This is a genomic window from Actinorhabdospora filicis, from assembly GCF_030269765.1.
Taxonomy (GTDB): Bacteria; Actinomycetota; Actinomycetes; order Mycobacteriales; family Micromonosporaceae; genus Actinorhabdospora; species Actinorhabdospora filicis.
In genome coordinates this window covers 527,862-543,662 of record NZ_BSTX01000002.1, presented here as the reverse complement: position 1 = coordinate 543,662, position 15,801 = coordinate 527,862, and the positions used below count along the sequence as shown (strand labels likewise).

11 protein-coding genes are annotated in these 15,801 nt (G+C 67.4%); 5 read left to right on the top strand and 6 right to left on the bottom strand.

The window, feature by feature from the left end:
- Positions 1-96: 96 nt before the first annotated feature.
- Positions 97-981, bottom strand: a complete 885-nt coding sequence (locus tag QSK10_RS15265; RefSeq protein ID WP_285663465.1) for a LysR family transcriptional regulator — start codon at positions 979-981, stop codon at positions 97-99.
- 89 nt (positions 982-1,070) lie between these two features.
- On the opposite strand from QSK10_RS15265, the gene QSK10_RS15260 reads away from it, so the two are divergent.
- The gene (locus QSK10_RS15260; protein ID WP_285663464.1) at positions 1,071-1,898 is read left to right on the top strand and encodes an MBL fold metallo-hydrolase; all 828 of its coding nucleotides are present in this window, start codon (positions 1,071-1,073) and stop codon (positions 1,896-1,898) included.
- 61 nt (positions 1,899-1,959) lie between these two features.
- On the opposite strand, the gene QSK10_RS15255 is transcribed toward QSK10_RS15260, so the two are convergent.
- Together QSK10_RS15255 and QSK10_RS15250 are read right to left on the bottom strand one after the other, a co-directional pair.
- A complete protein-coding gene (locus QSK10_RS15255) occupies positions 1,960-2,097 on the bottom strand; it encodes a hypothetical protein (protein WP_285663463.1) in 138 nt (45 codons plus the stop codon).
- A 134-nt stretch (positions 2,098-2,231) separates the two neighbouring features.
- Complete coding sequence (locus QSK10_RS15250) at positions 2,232-2,873, bottom strand: HAD family hydrolase (RefSeq protein WP_285663462.1); 642 nt, start codon at positions 2,871-2,873, stop codon at positions 2,232-2,234.
- A 238-nt stretch (positions 2,874-3,111) separates the two neighbouring features.
- On the opposite strand from QSK10_RS15250, the gene QSK10_RS15245 reads away from it, so the two are divergent.
- On the top strand, positions 3,112-3,897 hold the full coding sequence (locus QSK10_RS15245) for a TrmH family RNA methyltransferase (protein WP_285663461.1): 786 nt from the start codon (positions 3,112-3,114) through the stop codon (positions 3,895-3,897).
- A gap of 68 nt (positions 3,898-3,965) precedes the next feature.
- Complete coding sequence (locus QSK10_RS15240; RefSeq protein ID WP_285663460.1) at positions 3,966-4,217, top strand: hypothetical protein; 252 nt, start codon at positions 3,966-3,968, stop codon at positions 4,215-4,217.
- 42 nt (positions 4,218-4,259) lie between these two features.
- Here QSK10_RS15240 and QSK10_RS15235 read toward each other — a convergent pair whose 3' ends face one another.
- Positions 4,260-5,120: an aldo/keto reductase gene (locus QSK10_RS15235; protein WP_285663459.1), complete on the bottom strand. Its 861-nt coding sequence runs from the start codon at positions 5,118-5,120 to the stop codon at positions 4,260-4,262.
- 180 nt (positions 5,121-5,300) lie between these two features.
- Positions 5,301-5,792, bottom strand: a complete 492-nt coding sequence (locus QSK10_RS15230; protein ID WP_285663458.1) for a MarR family winged helix-turn-helix transcriptional regulator — start codon at positions 5,790-5,792, stop codon at positions 5,301-5,303.
- Between the two features lie 111 nt (positions 5,793-5,903).
- Between QSK10_RS15230 and QSK10_RS15225 the strand changes: the two genes are divergently transcribed.
- Together QSK10_RS15225 and QSK10_RS15220 are read left to right on the top strand one after the other, a co-directional pair.
- On the top strand, positions 5,904-7,370 hold the full coding sequence (locus QSK10_RS15225) for an MFS transporter (protein ID WP_285663457.1): 1,467 nt from the start codon (positions 5,904-5,906) through the stop codon (positions 7,368-7,370).
- Positions 7,371-7,381: 11 nt separating this feature from the next.
- Positions 7,382-8,578, top strand: a complete 1,197-nt coding sequence (locus tag QSK10_RS15220; protein WP_285663456.1) for an FAD-dependent monooxygenase — start codon at positions 7,382-7,384, stop codon at positions 8,576-8,578.
- An 823-nt stretch (positions 8,579-9,401) separates the two neighbouring features.
- On the opposite strand, the gene QSK10_RS15215 is transcribed toward QSK10_RS15220, so the two are convergent.
- Positions 9,402-15,755, bottom strand: a complete 6,354-nt coding sequence (locus tag QSK10_RS15215; protein ID WP_285663455.1) for an RHS repeat-associated core domain-containing protein — start codon at positions 15,753-15,755, stop codon at positions 9,402-9,404.
- Between the last annotated feature and the right edge of the window lie 46 nt (positions 15,756-15,801).

Sequence of the window (15,801 nt, the reverse complement as noted above, 5' to 3'; positions counted from 1 at the left end):
TGAGCTGCGGCACCCACAGCTAGGGAGGTGTCGAGTGGCGAGGTCACAACCCCTGTACGGCGGCAGTTTCAGCCGCGGGGCAGGGGACACGGCCCGTCACGCGGGCAGCCGCCGGTGCAACCGCCGCGCCACCGTCAGCAGTGGCGCCACCGCCTGCCGGTCGTGCCAGAGGAGCGCGACCTGGTGCGGGAGGATCGGGTCGGAGATCGGCACGAACCGCATGCCGGGCTCGGTCGGGTAGGTGGTGCGCACGCAGAGGGCGTAGCCGGCGCCGGAGGCGACGGCGGCGATGGCGAGGTCGATGCCGTGGACTTCGGCGCCGATTCTGGGGCGCAGGCCGCGGTCGGTGAACTCGGTGAGTTCCAGCTCGCGCAGGCAGCCGGGGTTGGCTTCGGTGCCGGGCAGGATCAGGGGTTCGCGGGAGAGTCGCGACAGGCTCACCTGGGGTTGCCCGGCGAGGGGGTGGCGGTCGTAGATCAGGGCGTGCCGGGGGGTGGCGTCGATGACGAGGCGGTGGACGCCGCGCGGGTCGGGGCGGGTCGGGGGGTGGTGGGCGAGGGCGGCGTGGATGTCGCCGGAGAGCAGGGCGGGGGCGTGTTGGGGGCAGCCGAGCTGGCGGTTGCGGACGACCATGGTGGGCTGTTCGGCCAGGAGGGGGCGGGCGAGGTGGCGGACGACGTCGCCGAGGTCGTAGGCGGCGGCCAGGCGCAGCTCGGTGGGGGCGGCGGTGGCGCGGGTGGTGTTGATGAGGCGGTCGAAGGCGGTGACGACGTCGGCGGCCTCGCGCAGGAACTGCTCGCCGGCGGGGGTGGGGCGCATGCCAGTGGAGGTGCGGGTGAAGAGGGTGACGCCCAGGGCGCGTTCCATGCGGGCGAGCTGCTCGGAGAGGCTCTGTGGGGTGAGGTGGAGGGCTACGGCCGCGGCGCGCAGGCTGCCGTGGTTGGCCACGCTCAGCGCGGAGCGGAACTGCTGGATGTCCACGCGATCCTCTTCTTGGTGTCAGGCCGGGCCTGACACCGGGCGCTCATCTCCGGACACGGTAGCCGGTGGATCGGGGTGAGGCTTAGTGCATGACACACACTGTGCACACTCACACCGCCGGCGAGGCCGGTCTGTTCGTCAACGCTTACCTGATCGAGACCGCCGATGGCGTGATCGTGATCGACACCAGCCTGCTCAACACCGAGATCGACCAGCTCGCCGATCGCATCGACGCGCTCGGCAAGCCGGTGCTCGGAATCTTTGTCACCCACGCCCACCCCGACCACTTCAATGGTGTGGACACGCTGGTTCGCCGCAACCCGGGTACGCCGGTGTACGCCACGGAGGGTGTGGCGCGGGTGATCGCCGAGATCGCCGATGCCAAGCGGGCGCAGTGGGGTCCGGTGTACGGCGATGAGTGGCCGGCGGTGACCGCGCTGCCGACGGTCAAGCTGGCCGATGGGGAGAAGGTCCAGTTCCAGGACCTGAGCATCACCGCCCGGGAGCTCGGTGCGGGTGAGAGCCACGCCGACAGCTACCTGCTGCTGACCCCGGATGAGGGTGATGTGGTGGCGTTCATCGGTGACATCGCCTTCCACGGCTGCCACTCCTACACCGCCGATGGGCACACCGGGGCGTGGCTGGAGAACCTGTCGCTGCTGGAGGGTGAGCTGGACGGGGTGAAGGTCCTCTACCCGGGGCACGGCGCGCCGGCCGGTCTGGAGTTGCTGTCGGGGCAGCGTGCGTACCTGGAGTTCTACCGTGCGCAGGTCGCTGAGCTGGCCGTTGACGGGCAGCTGGACGACGCGGGCAAGCAGGAGCTGGAGAACCGGCTCAGCGGTTTCGCGCCGGAGTCGGGGCTGACGTGGATGATCCAGCTGGGTGCGCCGATGGTCGCCGCCGAACTCTCCGCTTAGAGCAAAATGGGCCGGGCCAACGTTGGCCCGGCCCTTTACGTCTCCCCCGCCCGGGGTCGTCTCAGTGCTTGTCGGCGGTGCCTCGCAGGGCGCCCAGGACGCGTCCGAGCCGCAGCCGTGAGGGGCGGCGGTGGCGGCCGCGCCGGGGGCGCTCGGTGGTCTCGGTGGGGCGCTCGATGGTGAGGATCGGGGCGTTCATGGCTGCTCCTGGTGGCTGCGTGGCGGTGCCGGACCCGATCCCGTGGAACGGGGTTACGCGGGTTAAGAGCGGGCCCGGGGTGAGGCAGATACCCCGGGTTTTGGGCCGTTCGGCCGTATCTCGGACGAGCGCCGTCACCCCGGGTCGAGGACGATGTCCTTGAGCCCGGCGAGGGTGTCGATGCGGTGGGCGGCCTGGGAGAAGTCCTGTCCTTCGGTGAAGGCGTTGTGGACGATGACGCAGTCGATCCCGGCCGCCACCGCCGACCGAAGCCCGCGCGATGAGTCCTCCACGACCAGCGTCTGCTCCTTGGTGGCTCCGAGGCGTTTGAGGCCGGTCAGGTACGGCTCCGGGTGCGGCTTGGCGAGCCGGTAGTCCTCGCGGACGAGCACGAAGTCCATGAAGCGCCTGATCTGGCGCTGTTCGTGGATGAGCTCGAAGTCGACGCCCTTGGAGGTCGTCACGATGGCCATGCGGACGTGCTTGGAGAGCTCGGTGAGGACGTCGGCGACGCCGTCGATCTCGATGGCCTCGGTCCTGAGGTACTCCTGGTAGTAGGCGTCGCGGGCCACGCGCACGCGATCGATGGTCGGCTCATCGACGCCCGCGGCCCTCGCCTGGGCCCAGGTGGCCTTTCCCTCGGGCATGTCGCGCAGGTACTGCTCCCGGTCGAGGGTCATGCCGATGTCGGCCAGTGCGCGTTCTCCGGCCCGGAAGTACCAGAGTTCGGTGTCCACCAGCACGCCGTCGTGATCGAAGAGCACGTACTTCTTCACCCTCAGGGTCCTTTCCGTCGACACCACTCGCCGCCGAGTGTGCACGGAAACTCAGGTGCGCGGCCGCCCGATCGATGGTTAGCCTGCGCACATGTTCACGGCCATGTACGGCCAGGGCACCCGGTAGACCGCGCGCAACCGGGGGCGCCGATCCGGCGCACACCATGCCTTGGGGAGCAGGTCCGTCCGATGAGGACGACGCGCCTGCCTCAGCCGTACCCTCCATCCGGAGACCATCATGGCCGCCGCGCACGTCAGTGCACGCGATGCGCGTATCAGCGCGCTTCTGTCCACCCGTAGCACCCCGCCGGGGACCCTGATCGCCGAAGGCGAGTGGGCCCACCGCTGTCTCCTTGACGCCGCCGGGGACATCGAGACCTTCGTGTGGTGTCCCGAGCTGCTCGGCGACGACGGGCGGGCTCTGGCCCGGGCCGCCGCCGGCCGCGCGAGGGCGTCCTTCACCGTCTCGGTCAAGACCTTCGCGCGGGTCAGCCGCCGCAACCGCCCCTCCGGGCTGGCCTCGCTGGTGCGGCTGCCCGACTGGCGCGCCGGGGACGGTGTCATCGGTGGACGGCCCGTCGGGCCCGGCACGGTCGTCCTGGTCGCCGACGGGATCGAGTACGCCTCCAACCTCGGCGCGCTGGTGCGCGTCGTGGACGCCAGTGGCGCCGCCGCGCTGATCGTGACCAGTCGCCGGGCCCGGGTGGAGAGCCCGGAGGTGTTCACCGCCAGCCGGGGCACGGTCTTGACCACACCCGTCATCGACCTCGGCTCCCCCGCCCAGGCCGCTACATGGCTTGAGCGGCACGGCTTCGCCGTCCACCTGGCGCTTCCGGGCGCCGAGGGGCACTTCCGGGACCGGCCGCGCGGTGATCGCCCGACGGCGATCGTCGTCGGCTCCGAGGGCAACGGGGTGGCGCCGGAGTGGCGGGAGGTGCCGCATGAGGCGGTGTCGATTCCGATGCGCGGACGGGCCGACTCCCTCAACGTCGCCGTCGCCGCCGGGGTGCTGCTGTTCGGATAGAGCGCCCGAAAGGGCGGGCGATGCCTTCTTACCCTCATCTGGACCCACTGCAGGAAAGAGGATCCCGCATGCGAAAGTCCACACTGGCCGCATCACTGGCCCTGTCGGCCGCGCTGGTGATCGCCGCGCTGAGCGCCCCGGTCTATGCCGCTCCCGACGGTGATCCAGGCGGTGCCAGCGATCCCGGTGGCGACCCGACGGGCTTCACCCTCCATAACGGCGACCCCCGTGGCGAGAGCCCGCAGGGTGAGGACCCGACCGGGCTGCGCGACGGCGATCCCGGTGGCGCCTCCGGGACCGGCGGCGACCCCACCGGCTGACCTGAGGCCCGGCACCCCGCTCGGGGTGCCGGGCCCGTCGCATCAGAGCGCGTCGGACCATCGCGCGGTCAGATCCGCCATCTGCTCACCGGTGAGGACCAGGTCGGCCGCGCGCCGGTTGTCCTCCAGGTGCGCCACCCGTGAGGTCCCCGGGATCGGCACCACCCACGGCGACAGGTGCAGCAGCCAGGCCAGCGCCAGCTGCGAGGCGCTCGCCCCGTACGTCGCCGCGACCTGCGCGACGGGACCGTCCGGGCGGGCCAGATCGCCCTTGCCCAGCGGGAAGAAGGGGACGAAGGCGATGCCGTGGGCCGAGCAGTGGTCGAGGGTGTCGCGCATCCGCTGCCTGGTGAGGCTGAAGATGTTCTGCACGGCGGCGATCGGGACGCACTCGCGGGCCCGCTCGATGTCGTCGACCTCCACTTCGGACAGTCCGATGTGGCCGATCTTGCCCTCGGTCTGGAGGTCGGCGAGTTCGCCGAGCTGGTCCTCCAGTGGGATGGCGGGGTCGATGCGGTGCAGGTGGTAGAGGTCGATGCGCTCCACGCGCAGCCTGCGCAGGCTCATTTCCACGCATTGGCGCAGGTAGGCGGGGTTCCCGACGGGCTTCCACCGGTCGGGTCCCTGGCGGGTGTAGCCGCCTTTGGTGGAGATGACGAGGTCGGCGGGGTAGGGCCAGAGGGCCTCGGCGATGAGTTCTTCGGCGATGTGGGGGCCGTAGGAGTCGGCGGTGTCGATGAGGTTGATGCCGAGGTCGATCGCGCGGCGCAGGACGCGTACGGCCTCGTCGTGGTCGGCGGGTGGTCCCCAGAAGCCGGGTCCGGTCAGGCGCATGGTGCCGTAGCCGAGGCGGTGGACGCGCAGGTCGCCGCCGATGAGGGCGGTGTTGTCATGGGAATGCAAGAAGGTGTGCCTTTCGCGCTGTGGTGTCACAGGGGTGCGTGCGCACCGGGCGCGAGCGGCCGGGCCGTGCTCGGACGGCGGTCAGCGGCGGGTCGGGGCGCCCGGGCGGGTCATCGCGGTCGTCATGGCATCACCTCGCGCAGATCGGCTGACGGGCGGAAGTATCGCACAAGGCGGTGGTCACCGGCCGCCCGGTGAGGGCGCCTCCCGCTCGGCGAGGTGGGCGTCCATGGTGGCGTTGAGGTCGGTCATGAACGCCTGGAACCGCGCGAGCAGCTCCGGCGGGTAGTGCGCCATCGCCTCCTCCAGGCGCTTTCCGAGGGGTCCGAAGAACTCATCGGCGCGCTGCTGGATGTGCTCGCCGCTGCGCAAGGTCACCACGCGCCGGTCGGTGTGCTCGCGGGTGCGGGTGATGTGCCCGGCGGTCTCCAGGCGGTTGAGCAGCGCGGTGGTGGCGCCCGTCGACAGTGAGATGCGCTCGCTGAGGCGGGCCGGGGAGAGGGGTGTGCCGCGTTCTTCTGCGGCGGCGATTTCGAGGACGGCGGTGGCGTCGGTGGCGTGCAGGCCCAGCCAGGCGGCGAAGCGGCGGCTGAGTTCGGTGTAGTGGCCGCCGTAGACGCGCAGGCTCTCCGTCAGTCCCTCCAGGCGTGCGGCGCCGGCCGGTTCCTCCATCGCGTCCCCTCACCTCGTTACGTCGGCCACCTGCGGCGGGGGCCGACTTGACAACCTACCGCCACCACTTTACCTTCACCATGGAATTACTTCACCATGGAGGTATCTCGCGTGTCCGTCCCCTCCCCCACCACCGCGCCCTACCGATGGCGGTGGCTGATCCTCGTCGTCATGCTCGTCGCCGAGATCATGGACCTCCTCGACGCCTCCATCGTCAACGTCGCCGGACCCGCCCTGGAGGAATCCCTCGACTCCGGGCCCGTCGGCCTGCAATGGGTCATCGGCGGCTACGCCCTCACCCTGGGCGCCGGCCTCGTCCTCGGCGGACGCCTCGGCGACCGCTACGGGCGCCGCAGCGTCTTCCTCATCGGCCTGGCCGCCTTCACCGCCACCTCACTGCTGTGCGCCATCGCCCCGACCATCGCCACCCTGATCGTCTTCCGGCTCCTGCAGGGCGCCGCCGGGGCGATGCTCCTGCCCCAGGGCCTGGGCCTGCTGCGGGAGAACTTCTCCGGCCGCGAGCTCACCAAGGTCTTCGCCATCTTCGGGCCCGTCCTGGGCCTGGGCGGCATCATCGGACCCGTCCTGGGCGGCTTCCTCATCGAAGGCGACTTCTTCGGACTCGGCTGGCGCTCGGTGTTCCTGGTCAACCTGCCCATCGGCATCGCCGCCCTCATCACCGCCGCGATCGTCGTCCCGAAGAAGACCGGCGACCGCACCGTCCGCGTCGACATCACCGGCGCCGCCCTCGTCGCCGCCTCCTGCGCCCTGCTGGTCCTGCCCCTCAACCAGGGACAGGAGGACGGCTGGCCACTGTGGACATGGCTGTCCATGGCCGCCGCCGTCCTCGGATTCGGCCTCTTCGCCCTCCACCAGCGCCGCACCGCCACCACCGGCCGACAGCCCCTGATCACCCCCGGCCTGCTGCGCAAACCCGCCTTCACCGTCGGCCTCGGCGGCATCGCCCTCTTCTTCGCCGGACTCGTCGGCACCCAGCTGGTGCTGACCCTCTACCTCCAGATCGGCCGCCACTTCACCGCCGGCGAGGCCGGACTGGGCAACCTGCCCCTCGCGGTGGGCACCGCCATCGGCGGCGCGGTGAGCGGCGCGTTCCTCGCCGACAAGATCGGCCGCCGCGTCCTCCAGATCGGGCCCCTCGTGCAGCTCGCCGGAGCCGCCCTGCTCTGGTTCCAGCTCGACGGCCTGTCCGCGGAGACCTTTTCGATCTGGGACATCGCCGCCGGGATCACCGTCGCCGGCATCGGCGCCGGGATGGTCATCGCCGCCCTCTTCAGCTTCATCCTCGCCGCCGTCGACGACCACGAGATCGGCTCGGCCTCCGGCGTCCTGTCGGCCGTCCAGTCCATCGGCGGCTCCATCGGCGTGGCCGTCTTCGGCTCGGTCTTCTTCGCCCAGGCCAGGACCGGCGACTTCACCGGCGCCTTCCACCACGCCCTCATCGTCCAGGGCGGCCTGCTCGCCGCCTTCCTCGCCGTCACCTTCCTGCTCCCCCGCCGCGGACGCCCCGACGACGCCCACCACGGCACCGAAGCCCCCGCCCAGCACGCCGCCCGATGAGGAGGACCCCCATGTCCCGCCACGTCCTGATCTCCGGCGCCAGCATCGCCGGACCCGCCCTCGCCCACTGGCTCCACCACCACGGCATGACCGCCACCGTCATCGAACGCGCGCCCCGGTTACGCCTCGGCGGGCAAACCGTAGACCTGCGCGGCGCCGGGCGCACCGTCATCGAACGCATGGGCCTCGAACCGGCCGCCCGCGCCCGCACCACCCACGAGGCCGGACTCCACTTCGTCGACGGCCGCAACCACGTCCGCGCGTCCTTCGGCAGCGAATCCCTCAACGGCGACGGATTCGTCACCGAACTCGAACTCCTGCGCGGCGAGCTTGCCGACCTGCTCTACCAGCACACCCGCGACACGACCGAGTACATCTTCGGCGACGAGATCACCGGGCTCAGCGACAGCGGCGACGGCGTGGACGTGACCTTCCGCCGCGGCGCCGGGCGGCGGTTCGATCTCGTCGTCCTCGCCGAGGGGTTCCGCTCCCGCACCCGCGATCTCGTCTTCGCCGACATCGCCCGCACCCGCTCCTTCGGCCTCTACACCGCCTACTTCACCATCCCCCGCGCCGAGACCGACGGCAACTGGGCGCGCTGGTACAACGCACCGGGGCGACGCGTCGTCCTGCTGCGCCCGGACAACCTGGGCACCACCCGCGCCTCACTGTCCTTCCTGCACCCGCAAGGCGGCCTCGACCGGCAGCCCCTGTCGGCGCAGCACGAGTTCCTGCGCGGCCACTACGCCGACGCCGGCTGGGAGACACCACGCGTCCTGGACGCCATGGGCGACTCCGACGACTTCTACTTCGAGTCCATCGGGCAGATGCGCCTCGACCGGTGGTCACGCGGACGCATCGCCGCCCTCGGCGACGCCGCCTACTGCGCCTCCCCGCTCAGCGGCATGGGCACCAGCCTCGCCCTCGTCGGCGCCTACGTCCTCGCCGGTGAACTCGCCCGCCACCCCGACCACCGCGAGGCCTTCGACGCCTACGAGGCGATCATGCGGCCCTACGTCGAGCAGGCCCAGAACGTCTCCGCGCTGGCGCCCCGCCTGGCCGCGCCGAAGACCCGGACCGGCATCCGGCTCCTCCACACCGCCGCGCGTGTGGCCGCCAACCCCAGGATCGGGCGACTCACCACGCGGTTCACCAACCCACCGGCCGATGCCATCGACCTGCCCAGCTATGGCGTCGATGGCGGCTAGCCGCCATCGACGCGTCGGTGTCAGGTGGCCCAGGGCTGCCAGCGTTTCGTCGAGATCTGTGCCGACGGTCCAGGAGGCTCAGTATGGGTTTCGTACGTGCGCCCCAAGTAAGGCAGTGGACCCCCAATATCGACGTCGGTGGGGAGAGGCAATCGATCACTTGAGGCAAGACAGCGCTCACAACACGGCCGTGGCGACACTAGATCACGATCAATGGCGGGCCTGTCTTTGGACACTTGTGGGGAAGGCTGAAGCGACCAAATGCCGACGTAACCAACCACCGTCTCATGCTGGCGTCGCCTACAGCCTCAACGAACTCATGCAGTCCGTGTCTTTTCTGCGGCCGCCTCCAGAGACGCTTTCGAAAGGGTATGGCAAGGTGGCCATGGTTCACCCAATAAATTGGGTGAACCATGGCCACCTTGGGTAGGAGACGTTCCAGCTAAGGCCAAAACTCCGACGCTCGAAAGCACGTCCATCGGACTGAAATACGCGAAAGTAGCCAATTAACGACAACTCTCAACGTACGCACAACCCGTCAGACTAGTCGTCGTATCGATACCCGATTCCCGCGTAGCTCATCAACACCAGGATGGAAACTACGAGCATCACGAGCGAGAAGATCATCGGTATTGCCACAAGCAACAACTGGCCGAATGACGTCGGATTATTGAGCGCTACGAACAACATAGCTCCGACACCGGGGAGAAGCGCGGCCAACATGAGCGGATAGCGCCACCTCGGAGGCCTACGCCGGAACCACTGCACCATGTCATAGAAGTTTCCTGCGGTTCCGGCTGGCCTCGCCATGATGGGCCCCTCCCTAATTCGGTCGCCACCAGTTCTGCGGGGCGAGTGCCGTGTTCAGCGGCGTATCCGATATGCCACCGGACAACATAGTAGCATCGAAAATATTCCTGGCTGCGAATCTGTTCACTCCGGACGCCGTACTCAGCTGAGCCGCAAGCGGCACAAATTCGTTCGCCACTGAGAAGGTGTGCGCGGCGTTCTTATAGCCCGCCTTCGCGAGCTCACCAGGAAGCATTCGTGCACCTGGGATAGCCATGAGTCCGACATCGATACTCATTGACAGACCCCATGAAGCGAAAGCTCCGGCCGCACTGTAGCCATAGTAGTTGTAGTTATCTAGGGCGTCCATGCCCTTATCGGCTGCTGCTGTTAGAAGACCTGCCCATCCGACTGCCGCACAGCCGACACCTGCCGTGAACAGGCAGGTTCCAGCGCCGATGACCGCCACACCGCCGGAAACCCAAGCCTTGTTTCCGCGCCACCATGCTGTTGGATCGTTCCAGCCGCACTTGAAGTCCCAGAAACCACAGGTTGGCGGTGGCTGTGCGGCCTCCGGGGGAGCGTTCTGAACTGTGGAGCCATCGTCGTTGACGACGAATGACCCACCGTTGCCATCGCTGTAGCAGCCCGGCTGCGGCTTCGGTGTGCTCGGCTCTTTACCCGGAGCGTATGGACCATAAGGTGTGGGTGCAACAAACCTACTGACCTTGTCCGTGGTGGTGAATGTGATGACAGCCGCCGTGCCGTCTTCCTGAACTTGACCCGCACAGACACTACTATCGGCGTTGCACCACCACCATTCCGAGTACCAAATGACGGTGGTAATGCCACCCTCGGTATAGGTAGTTTTTCCACTTACTCCAAGGAACCAGTCCCAGCCATTTCCAGTTGGCGCACCCGGTGGCGGCTTCGGACCATCTCCATTGTATCGAACAAATACCCCTTGGACCTTCCCTACAACGATACCGCCAACTCCATTAGGCGAAAGACCGGTGGGATCGCTCAAGGTAACGGGATTGCCGTTGGCGTACAGGTATCCGTGCAGTTGCTGAGGATCGGCAGGGTCGATCAGCGGGTCGACGGAGATGAAGCTCCCCAGGTTGGGGTCGTACTCGCGTGCCCCGATGTGGGTCAAGCCACTGGAGTCCTGCTCTCCGCCGAGGAAACCGCGCGCGTCAGGCCAGTTCGCCGCGGAGGCGCCTCGGTCCTCGCCATACGGAGTGGTTCGCCGGTAGGTGAAGGAGAGGGTCGCGGCGTCGACCGACAGGCTCGCGGTTCCGTGGTGATCGGAGACCTGCCAGGTGAGTTTGCCGTTCGAAGCCCGGACCGCGACCGTCTGCCCGTTCCAGGAGTAGTAACGGTTGCCCGTCACGACGCTGGCGCCCTTGGAGGAGGTGAGGTCGGTGTCTCCGAGGAACAGCTTCTTCGACCCGTCGGGGTCGGTGCGGACGAGTCGTGCTCCATCGGCGTCGTAGACGAAGGAGGTCGTCTTGGCCGCAACGGTCAGCGTATCGAGACGTCCTTCTGGGTTCCACGTGAGTTTCTGCTGTCCCTGCGCAGAAGCTCGGCTGATGGTGTTGCCGATTTCGTCGTACCCGTACACGTCGGTCTTGCTGCTGCCGCTCGCCATGGTGGTCTTGGCGGTGGCCACCGCATGGGCGCGGGTCTTGTCGGCCCCCTCACGGCTGTAGATGGTCTCCGAGCCGTTGAGGTGGTCGGTTTCGCTCAGTCGGTTGCCCACAGAGTCGAAGGTCCAGGACTGCCAGTACGGTGCCGTTCCGCCCACGTCCTCCTTGGTCGCGCTGTCGCCGCAGGTCTTGGCGTTGCTGGTCCAAGCGGTCTTGAGGCGTCGGTAGCCGTCGTACTTGAAGCACTGCACGTCATCGGCTGCCGAGTTCTCCGCCGGCGTGTCGCCAATGGAGAGGACGTTGCCTGTGGCGTCGTAGGTGTACTTGATCTCTGACAGGACGTTCGGGGTGCCGGTCGAACGAGAGGTCGAGCTGGAGGCCAGCCGGTTCGTTCCGGGCTCGTAGGTGAAGTTGCGGTAGAGCCGCTTCGATCCTTGGGCGTCTTCGGCGAGCGTGAACTGAGTGACGGCCGACAGTGCGTCATAGCGTGTGTCGGTCACGTAGTGGCCGCCGGTCGTTTGGTCGCTTACCAGCTGCTTGGGGAGCCCGTAGTCGTCGTAGACGTACTGGAGGAGCTCCTCAGGAAGGCCTCCCATCGCCGGTAGCGTCGTGGTTTGTGGCGTGCCGTCGGCGAAGTAGGACTGGTAGGTCGTGTAGGTACCCGCGAGGTTGCCTTCGGCAGTGGGGATGGTGACCGAGCTCTGCAGCGGGCGATACGCGTTGTCGTACTTCTGCACGGCTTTCACGTATGCCGCACCGTCGTGGAAGCTGGTGGAGGAGGTCAGCTGTCCTTTGGCGACGGTGTCGTATACCCATTTCGCGAGTTCGGTCCCCGTCGCCGATCCCAGGCGAACACTCGTCTTGCGGTCGAGTGCGTCCCAAGTGGTCGCCAGTGTTGTGCCGCGGTCGTCGGTGGTGGTCAGGAGGCGGCCGGCGTCGTCATAGGTCATGACGGACTTGCCCTTGTCGGGGTCCTCGGTCATCTCCATCCGGCCGCGGAAGTCGTAGGTGTACTTCCACTGGTTCCCGGCAGCATCGGTGACGCTGCGGATCCGGTTTTGCGAGTCGTATCCGTAGCGCGTGGCAATGTAGGAGGCGGTCAGGGACGAGCCGTCGTAGTAGCGGATCTCGGTGGCGCGTCCAAGCGCGTCCTTGATCGTTGTGATGGCAGACCCGCCTGCGGGAGGAACCGAGTCTTCGCTGTCACCGTGATAGATCGTGCTGGCCCGCCAGGCTTCCTTCCCGAAGGGCTGGAAGATGTCGGCGGTGAGGCGGCCTGCACCGTCGTAGCCGGTGGCGTGCTGGTTCGGAACGAGCGTGCCATCCGTCGCGGTGAAGGGTGTCGTGCTGGGCTTGTCACTGTTGTAGTAGGCGCCGTAACGCAGGACCACCTTGCCAGCGGTGTTGTAGAAGACGTCCGTAAGGACGCGCCCACCGGCAGGTGAGGGAGACTGTGTCTGGCGTTCGCGGCCGAGACCGTCATAGATGGTGTACGCGGTCGCGGCCTTGCCGTTCCACAGCAACTTCTTGGTACCGACCGCGGGAGCCGTTCCGGCTTTGAGGATGTAGTCGTGCTCGACATCGGGTGTGTCGGTCTTGGCGCGCCCGGGCGTCCACCCCTTGATGAGTCTCCCGAGCCCGTCGTATGCGTACTGGGTCGTCTTGGAGTTGGCGTCGGTGACCGTCACGGGCAGGCCGAACACGCCATCGGTCACAGTCGTCGTGGGGTGGTTCGCGGCGTTGATCGTCACGATCTTCGTCACGGGTCCACCGCTGGTCGGCGTGTAGACAGTGGTCGTCGGCCTGTTGAGTACATCCCACGACTTGGTCACACGCCCGTGCGTGTCGTACTGGGTCTTTGCCTTCGTTTTGAAGGTCGCACCGCTCGCCGCAGACCAGTCGCTGGCCAGCTGACCTTCGGTGATGAGGCCCTTGGTGGGGGTGGCCCCGTAGGCCAACCCGTCATAGAGGCTGCGTTCCACCGAGATGACGTCATCGCGCTTGGCCGGGTTCGTGCCGCATGGGAGCGCAGTGGTCGTGACCTCCTGCGGCAGGTCACGAATCCAGGCGCTGGTGTTCTCGATGTACGTCGTCGTCGTGCACTTATCGTCGCCGGCGACCGCCAGATCCCCGAGATCATGGATTTGGTAGGGCTGGCCGCGGTCATTGAACTTCATGGTCTTGCCGGTGACACGGGGAGCCCGGCCACCGTCGAGCATCGTACGGATCCAGCTTCCATCGGTGGAGATGTAGCGTGCCGTCACGGTGGTGTCGCCGATTTTGCGTGTCGCCGTTGGCGCGCTTGCCCATGGATCGCTGATGGTGGAGCTGACGACGCTTCCGTCGTCGGTGTTGTAAATGGTCTCCTCGCGGCTCATCCCGGCGAACCAGTTGGAGTCGGTCACCTTCTTGCCCTGGGAGTCGGTGACCTGGACGCTGCGTGTGGAGCCGCCTGGGAGGATGTCGCCGTCCATGCCTCGCATGTAGAGGACTTCGGACTTCATCTCATCGCCGTTCTGGCCGATGATCGTGCGGACTCGTTCGTAGCCGCGCCAGTCGCTGTAGGTGAGCTTGTCCTTCGGGGTGAGGCCGTTCTCCTCGGCGCGCCGCCAGGCGGGGTCACCGAGGTACTCGTATCGGGTCACCATCTGTGAGGTCGCGTTGCCGTACGGGTCGCTGGAGTAGACCGCGTTGACCACGTATTTGTGGAACCAGTCGACCTTGGCGTTGACCTGGCCGGGACGGGTCCAGTAGATGGGGTAGCAGCGCTTGTTGTTCGTCTCCGCCTTGGCCGGCAGAGTCGCAGGGGTGCAATCGCGGTCGGAGTAGTCAACGACGATCTCGCCGCCGGTCTCCAGTCCGATGCGGCGCAGGCGGGGCCAGTTCATCGGCGGGGCGTTGTCCACGCCGTCCACTCGGTTGTTCAGCTGTACGCCCTTGAAGGTCACCTCAGGGACGGTGATGGTCGAGCCGTTGAGGTAGCCGGTTCGGGTGATGCCCTCCAGCCAGAGACCTGCGCGCGTGCCGTCGCCGGGCTCGATGTAGGCGTGCCGTAGTGCGTAAGTGTTCACGACTTGCGTGCCGGTGGTGAGATTCACCTTGGAGGTGATCTTGGCTAGACGCTTCGTCGTGAAGAACGCGGGGCTCGTCTTACCTGCACATGGAGCGGTCTTGCAGTTCAGGTCCCAGGGAGTGTCGGGCCAGTTCGCCCAGTTCTCCTTTTTCGTCGGGTCGCAGGCCTTGCCTTCGAGGCAGCGGTCGGCGACGTCGAAGAACACCTGTGTGGGAGCGGTGCCGTAGCTCGTGGTCGAGCGGGTCCCGTAGTCGATGCGGGTGACGTATCCGCCGCGATCGTAGGTCGAGACGGCGTTGGCGTCGTTGTTGCGCCCGTACCGGTCGATCTCCTTGTCGTACCACAGCGACATGGTGTTGCCGTGCACGTCGACGACGTAGTCGAGGTTCCAGCGCCATCCTTGGTCGCACCACGACGAGCTGAACGCATCGGCATGGCACTGTTCGCCGGTGTGGTTGCCGAAGACGGGGACGGTCCAGGTCGAGTTGGTGACGGCCGCGCCGGTCGTCCATCCCGGGAGCTGGTTGCGGCCGAAGTAGTACTGGGTGCCGTTCGGGGTGGTGACGCGCCAGTACTCGCCATCGTTGTCGCCGTTGGCCCAGTCCTTGTTCGTCAGCTGTTCGATGCGAGATCCGTCTTCGGTACGGGGACGCCAGGTCTTCCCGTCCTTGATCAGCTGTGCGGCCGAGCCGCCAAGCCGAAGTGTGACGATTTCGTCGCCGCTCCAGCAGAGGTCACCGGTCTTGGTGGAGTTGTTCGAGCCTTCGGTGTCGTCGACGCAGCCTTTGTAGGTTCGCTCGATGTAGCCGGTGCTGTAGTCGAAGCCCGATCCGACCCATGACGGCTGGTTGTTCGTCGACGCCGTCTGCCCATCGGCCGCCGCCGAGGAGTACGACAGTTTGATGCCCGGCGTAGGACCGTTGATGCTCGGTGGGAGATCAACGTTGTACGTCCAGCCGAAGTCACCGGTGGCGGTACCCGCACGCCAGGAATCGGAGGGCTTGAGCGATGAGGCGGCGAACGTTCCAGAGTCGCCGGACGTCTCCGCGGTGACCGCCAGGGTCTGGGGCGCGGCAGCCGCGGCGAGAGTCGTGCTCAGAGCGCGTGAGTTCGCGTTGTTTTCTGACGGCAGCACTTCGGAGGTGCACCCGACGACGGCCGACACAGGGCAGCCGGTCAGCCGGACGACGGCCAGCCGCCGCGACCAGTCGCCGCCAACCGCGCCGGAGAAGGCGCGATAGTCCACGGTGACCTCGACATCGCGCTGCGACTGGACGTCCATCAGCAGACCGGTAACGCCGAGGGACTGCGTAGTGCCGTGATCCCGGAGCTCAATCGTCGCGGTGCTCGCAGCACCGTCCTTTGCACGCAAGTAGATCGGTAGGTCTCCTGCGCGTACCCGTGATCCATCTGAGGGCAGATCAACCGTGGCCTTCCCGCCCGCCGGCCAGGCCGCCGGCCCGGCCTCAGTCCGGCGAGACCCGGCCAGCTCATCGGGACCGGTCTCCCCGACTGGAGCGTCCTCGCCGGGCACCGACTCCTGCTCGTTGCCCGGCTTGGGTTCGAAGAGGTCGCCTAGGGCCGAGCCGACGTAAGGGAGCAATCCCACGATGAGCAACAGCGACATCACCGGCAGCGAGATCTTCGGTGCAATGAGGGCACGCACTCTCATGCGCCTCAGGCGTCGGCGGGCGGGTGTGGACAGACGTCGT

Coding starts and splice junctions, on each gene's coding strand:
- QSK10_RS15220 (WP_285663456.1), top strand. CDS start 7,382: ATGTCCCGCCACGTCCTGATCTCCGGCGCCAGCATCGCCGGACCCGCC.
- QSK10_RS15255 (WP_285663463.1), bottom strand. CDS start 2,097: ATGAACGCCCCGATCCTCACCATCGAGCGCCCCACCGAGACCACCGAG.
- QSK10_RS15240 (WP_285663460.1), top strand. CDS start 3,966: ATGCGAAAGTCCACACTGGCCGCATCACTGGCCCTGTCGGCCGCGCTG.
- QSK10_RS15245 (WP_285663461.1), top strand. CDS start 3,112: ATGGCCGCCGCGCACGTCAGTGCACGCGATGCGCGTATCAGCGCGCTT.
- QSK10_RS15230 (WP_285663458.1), bottom strand. CDS start 5,792: ATGGAGGAACCGGCCGGCGCCGCACGCCTGGAGGGACTGACGGAGAGC.
- QSK10_RS15260 (WP_285663464.1), top strand. CDS start 1,071: ATGACACACACTGTGCACACTCACACCGCCGGCGAGGCCGGTCTGTTC.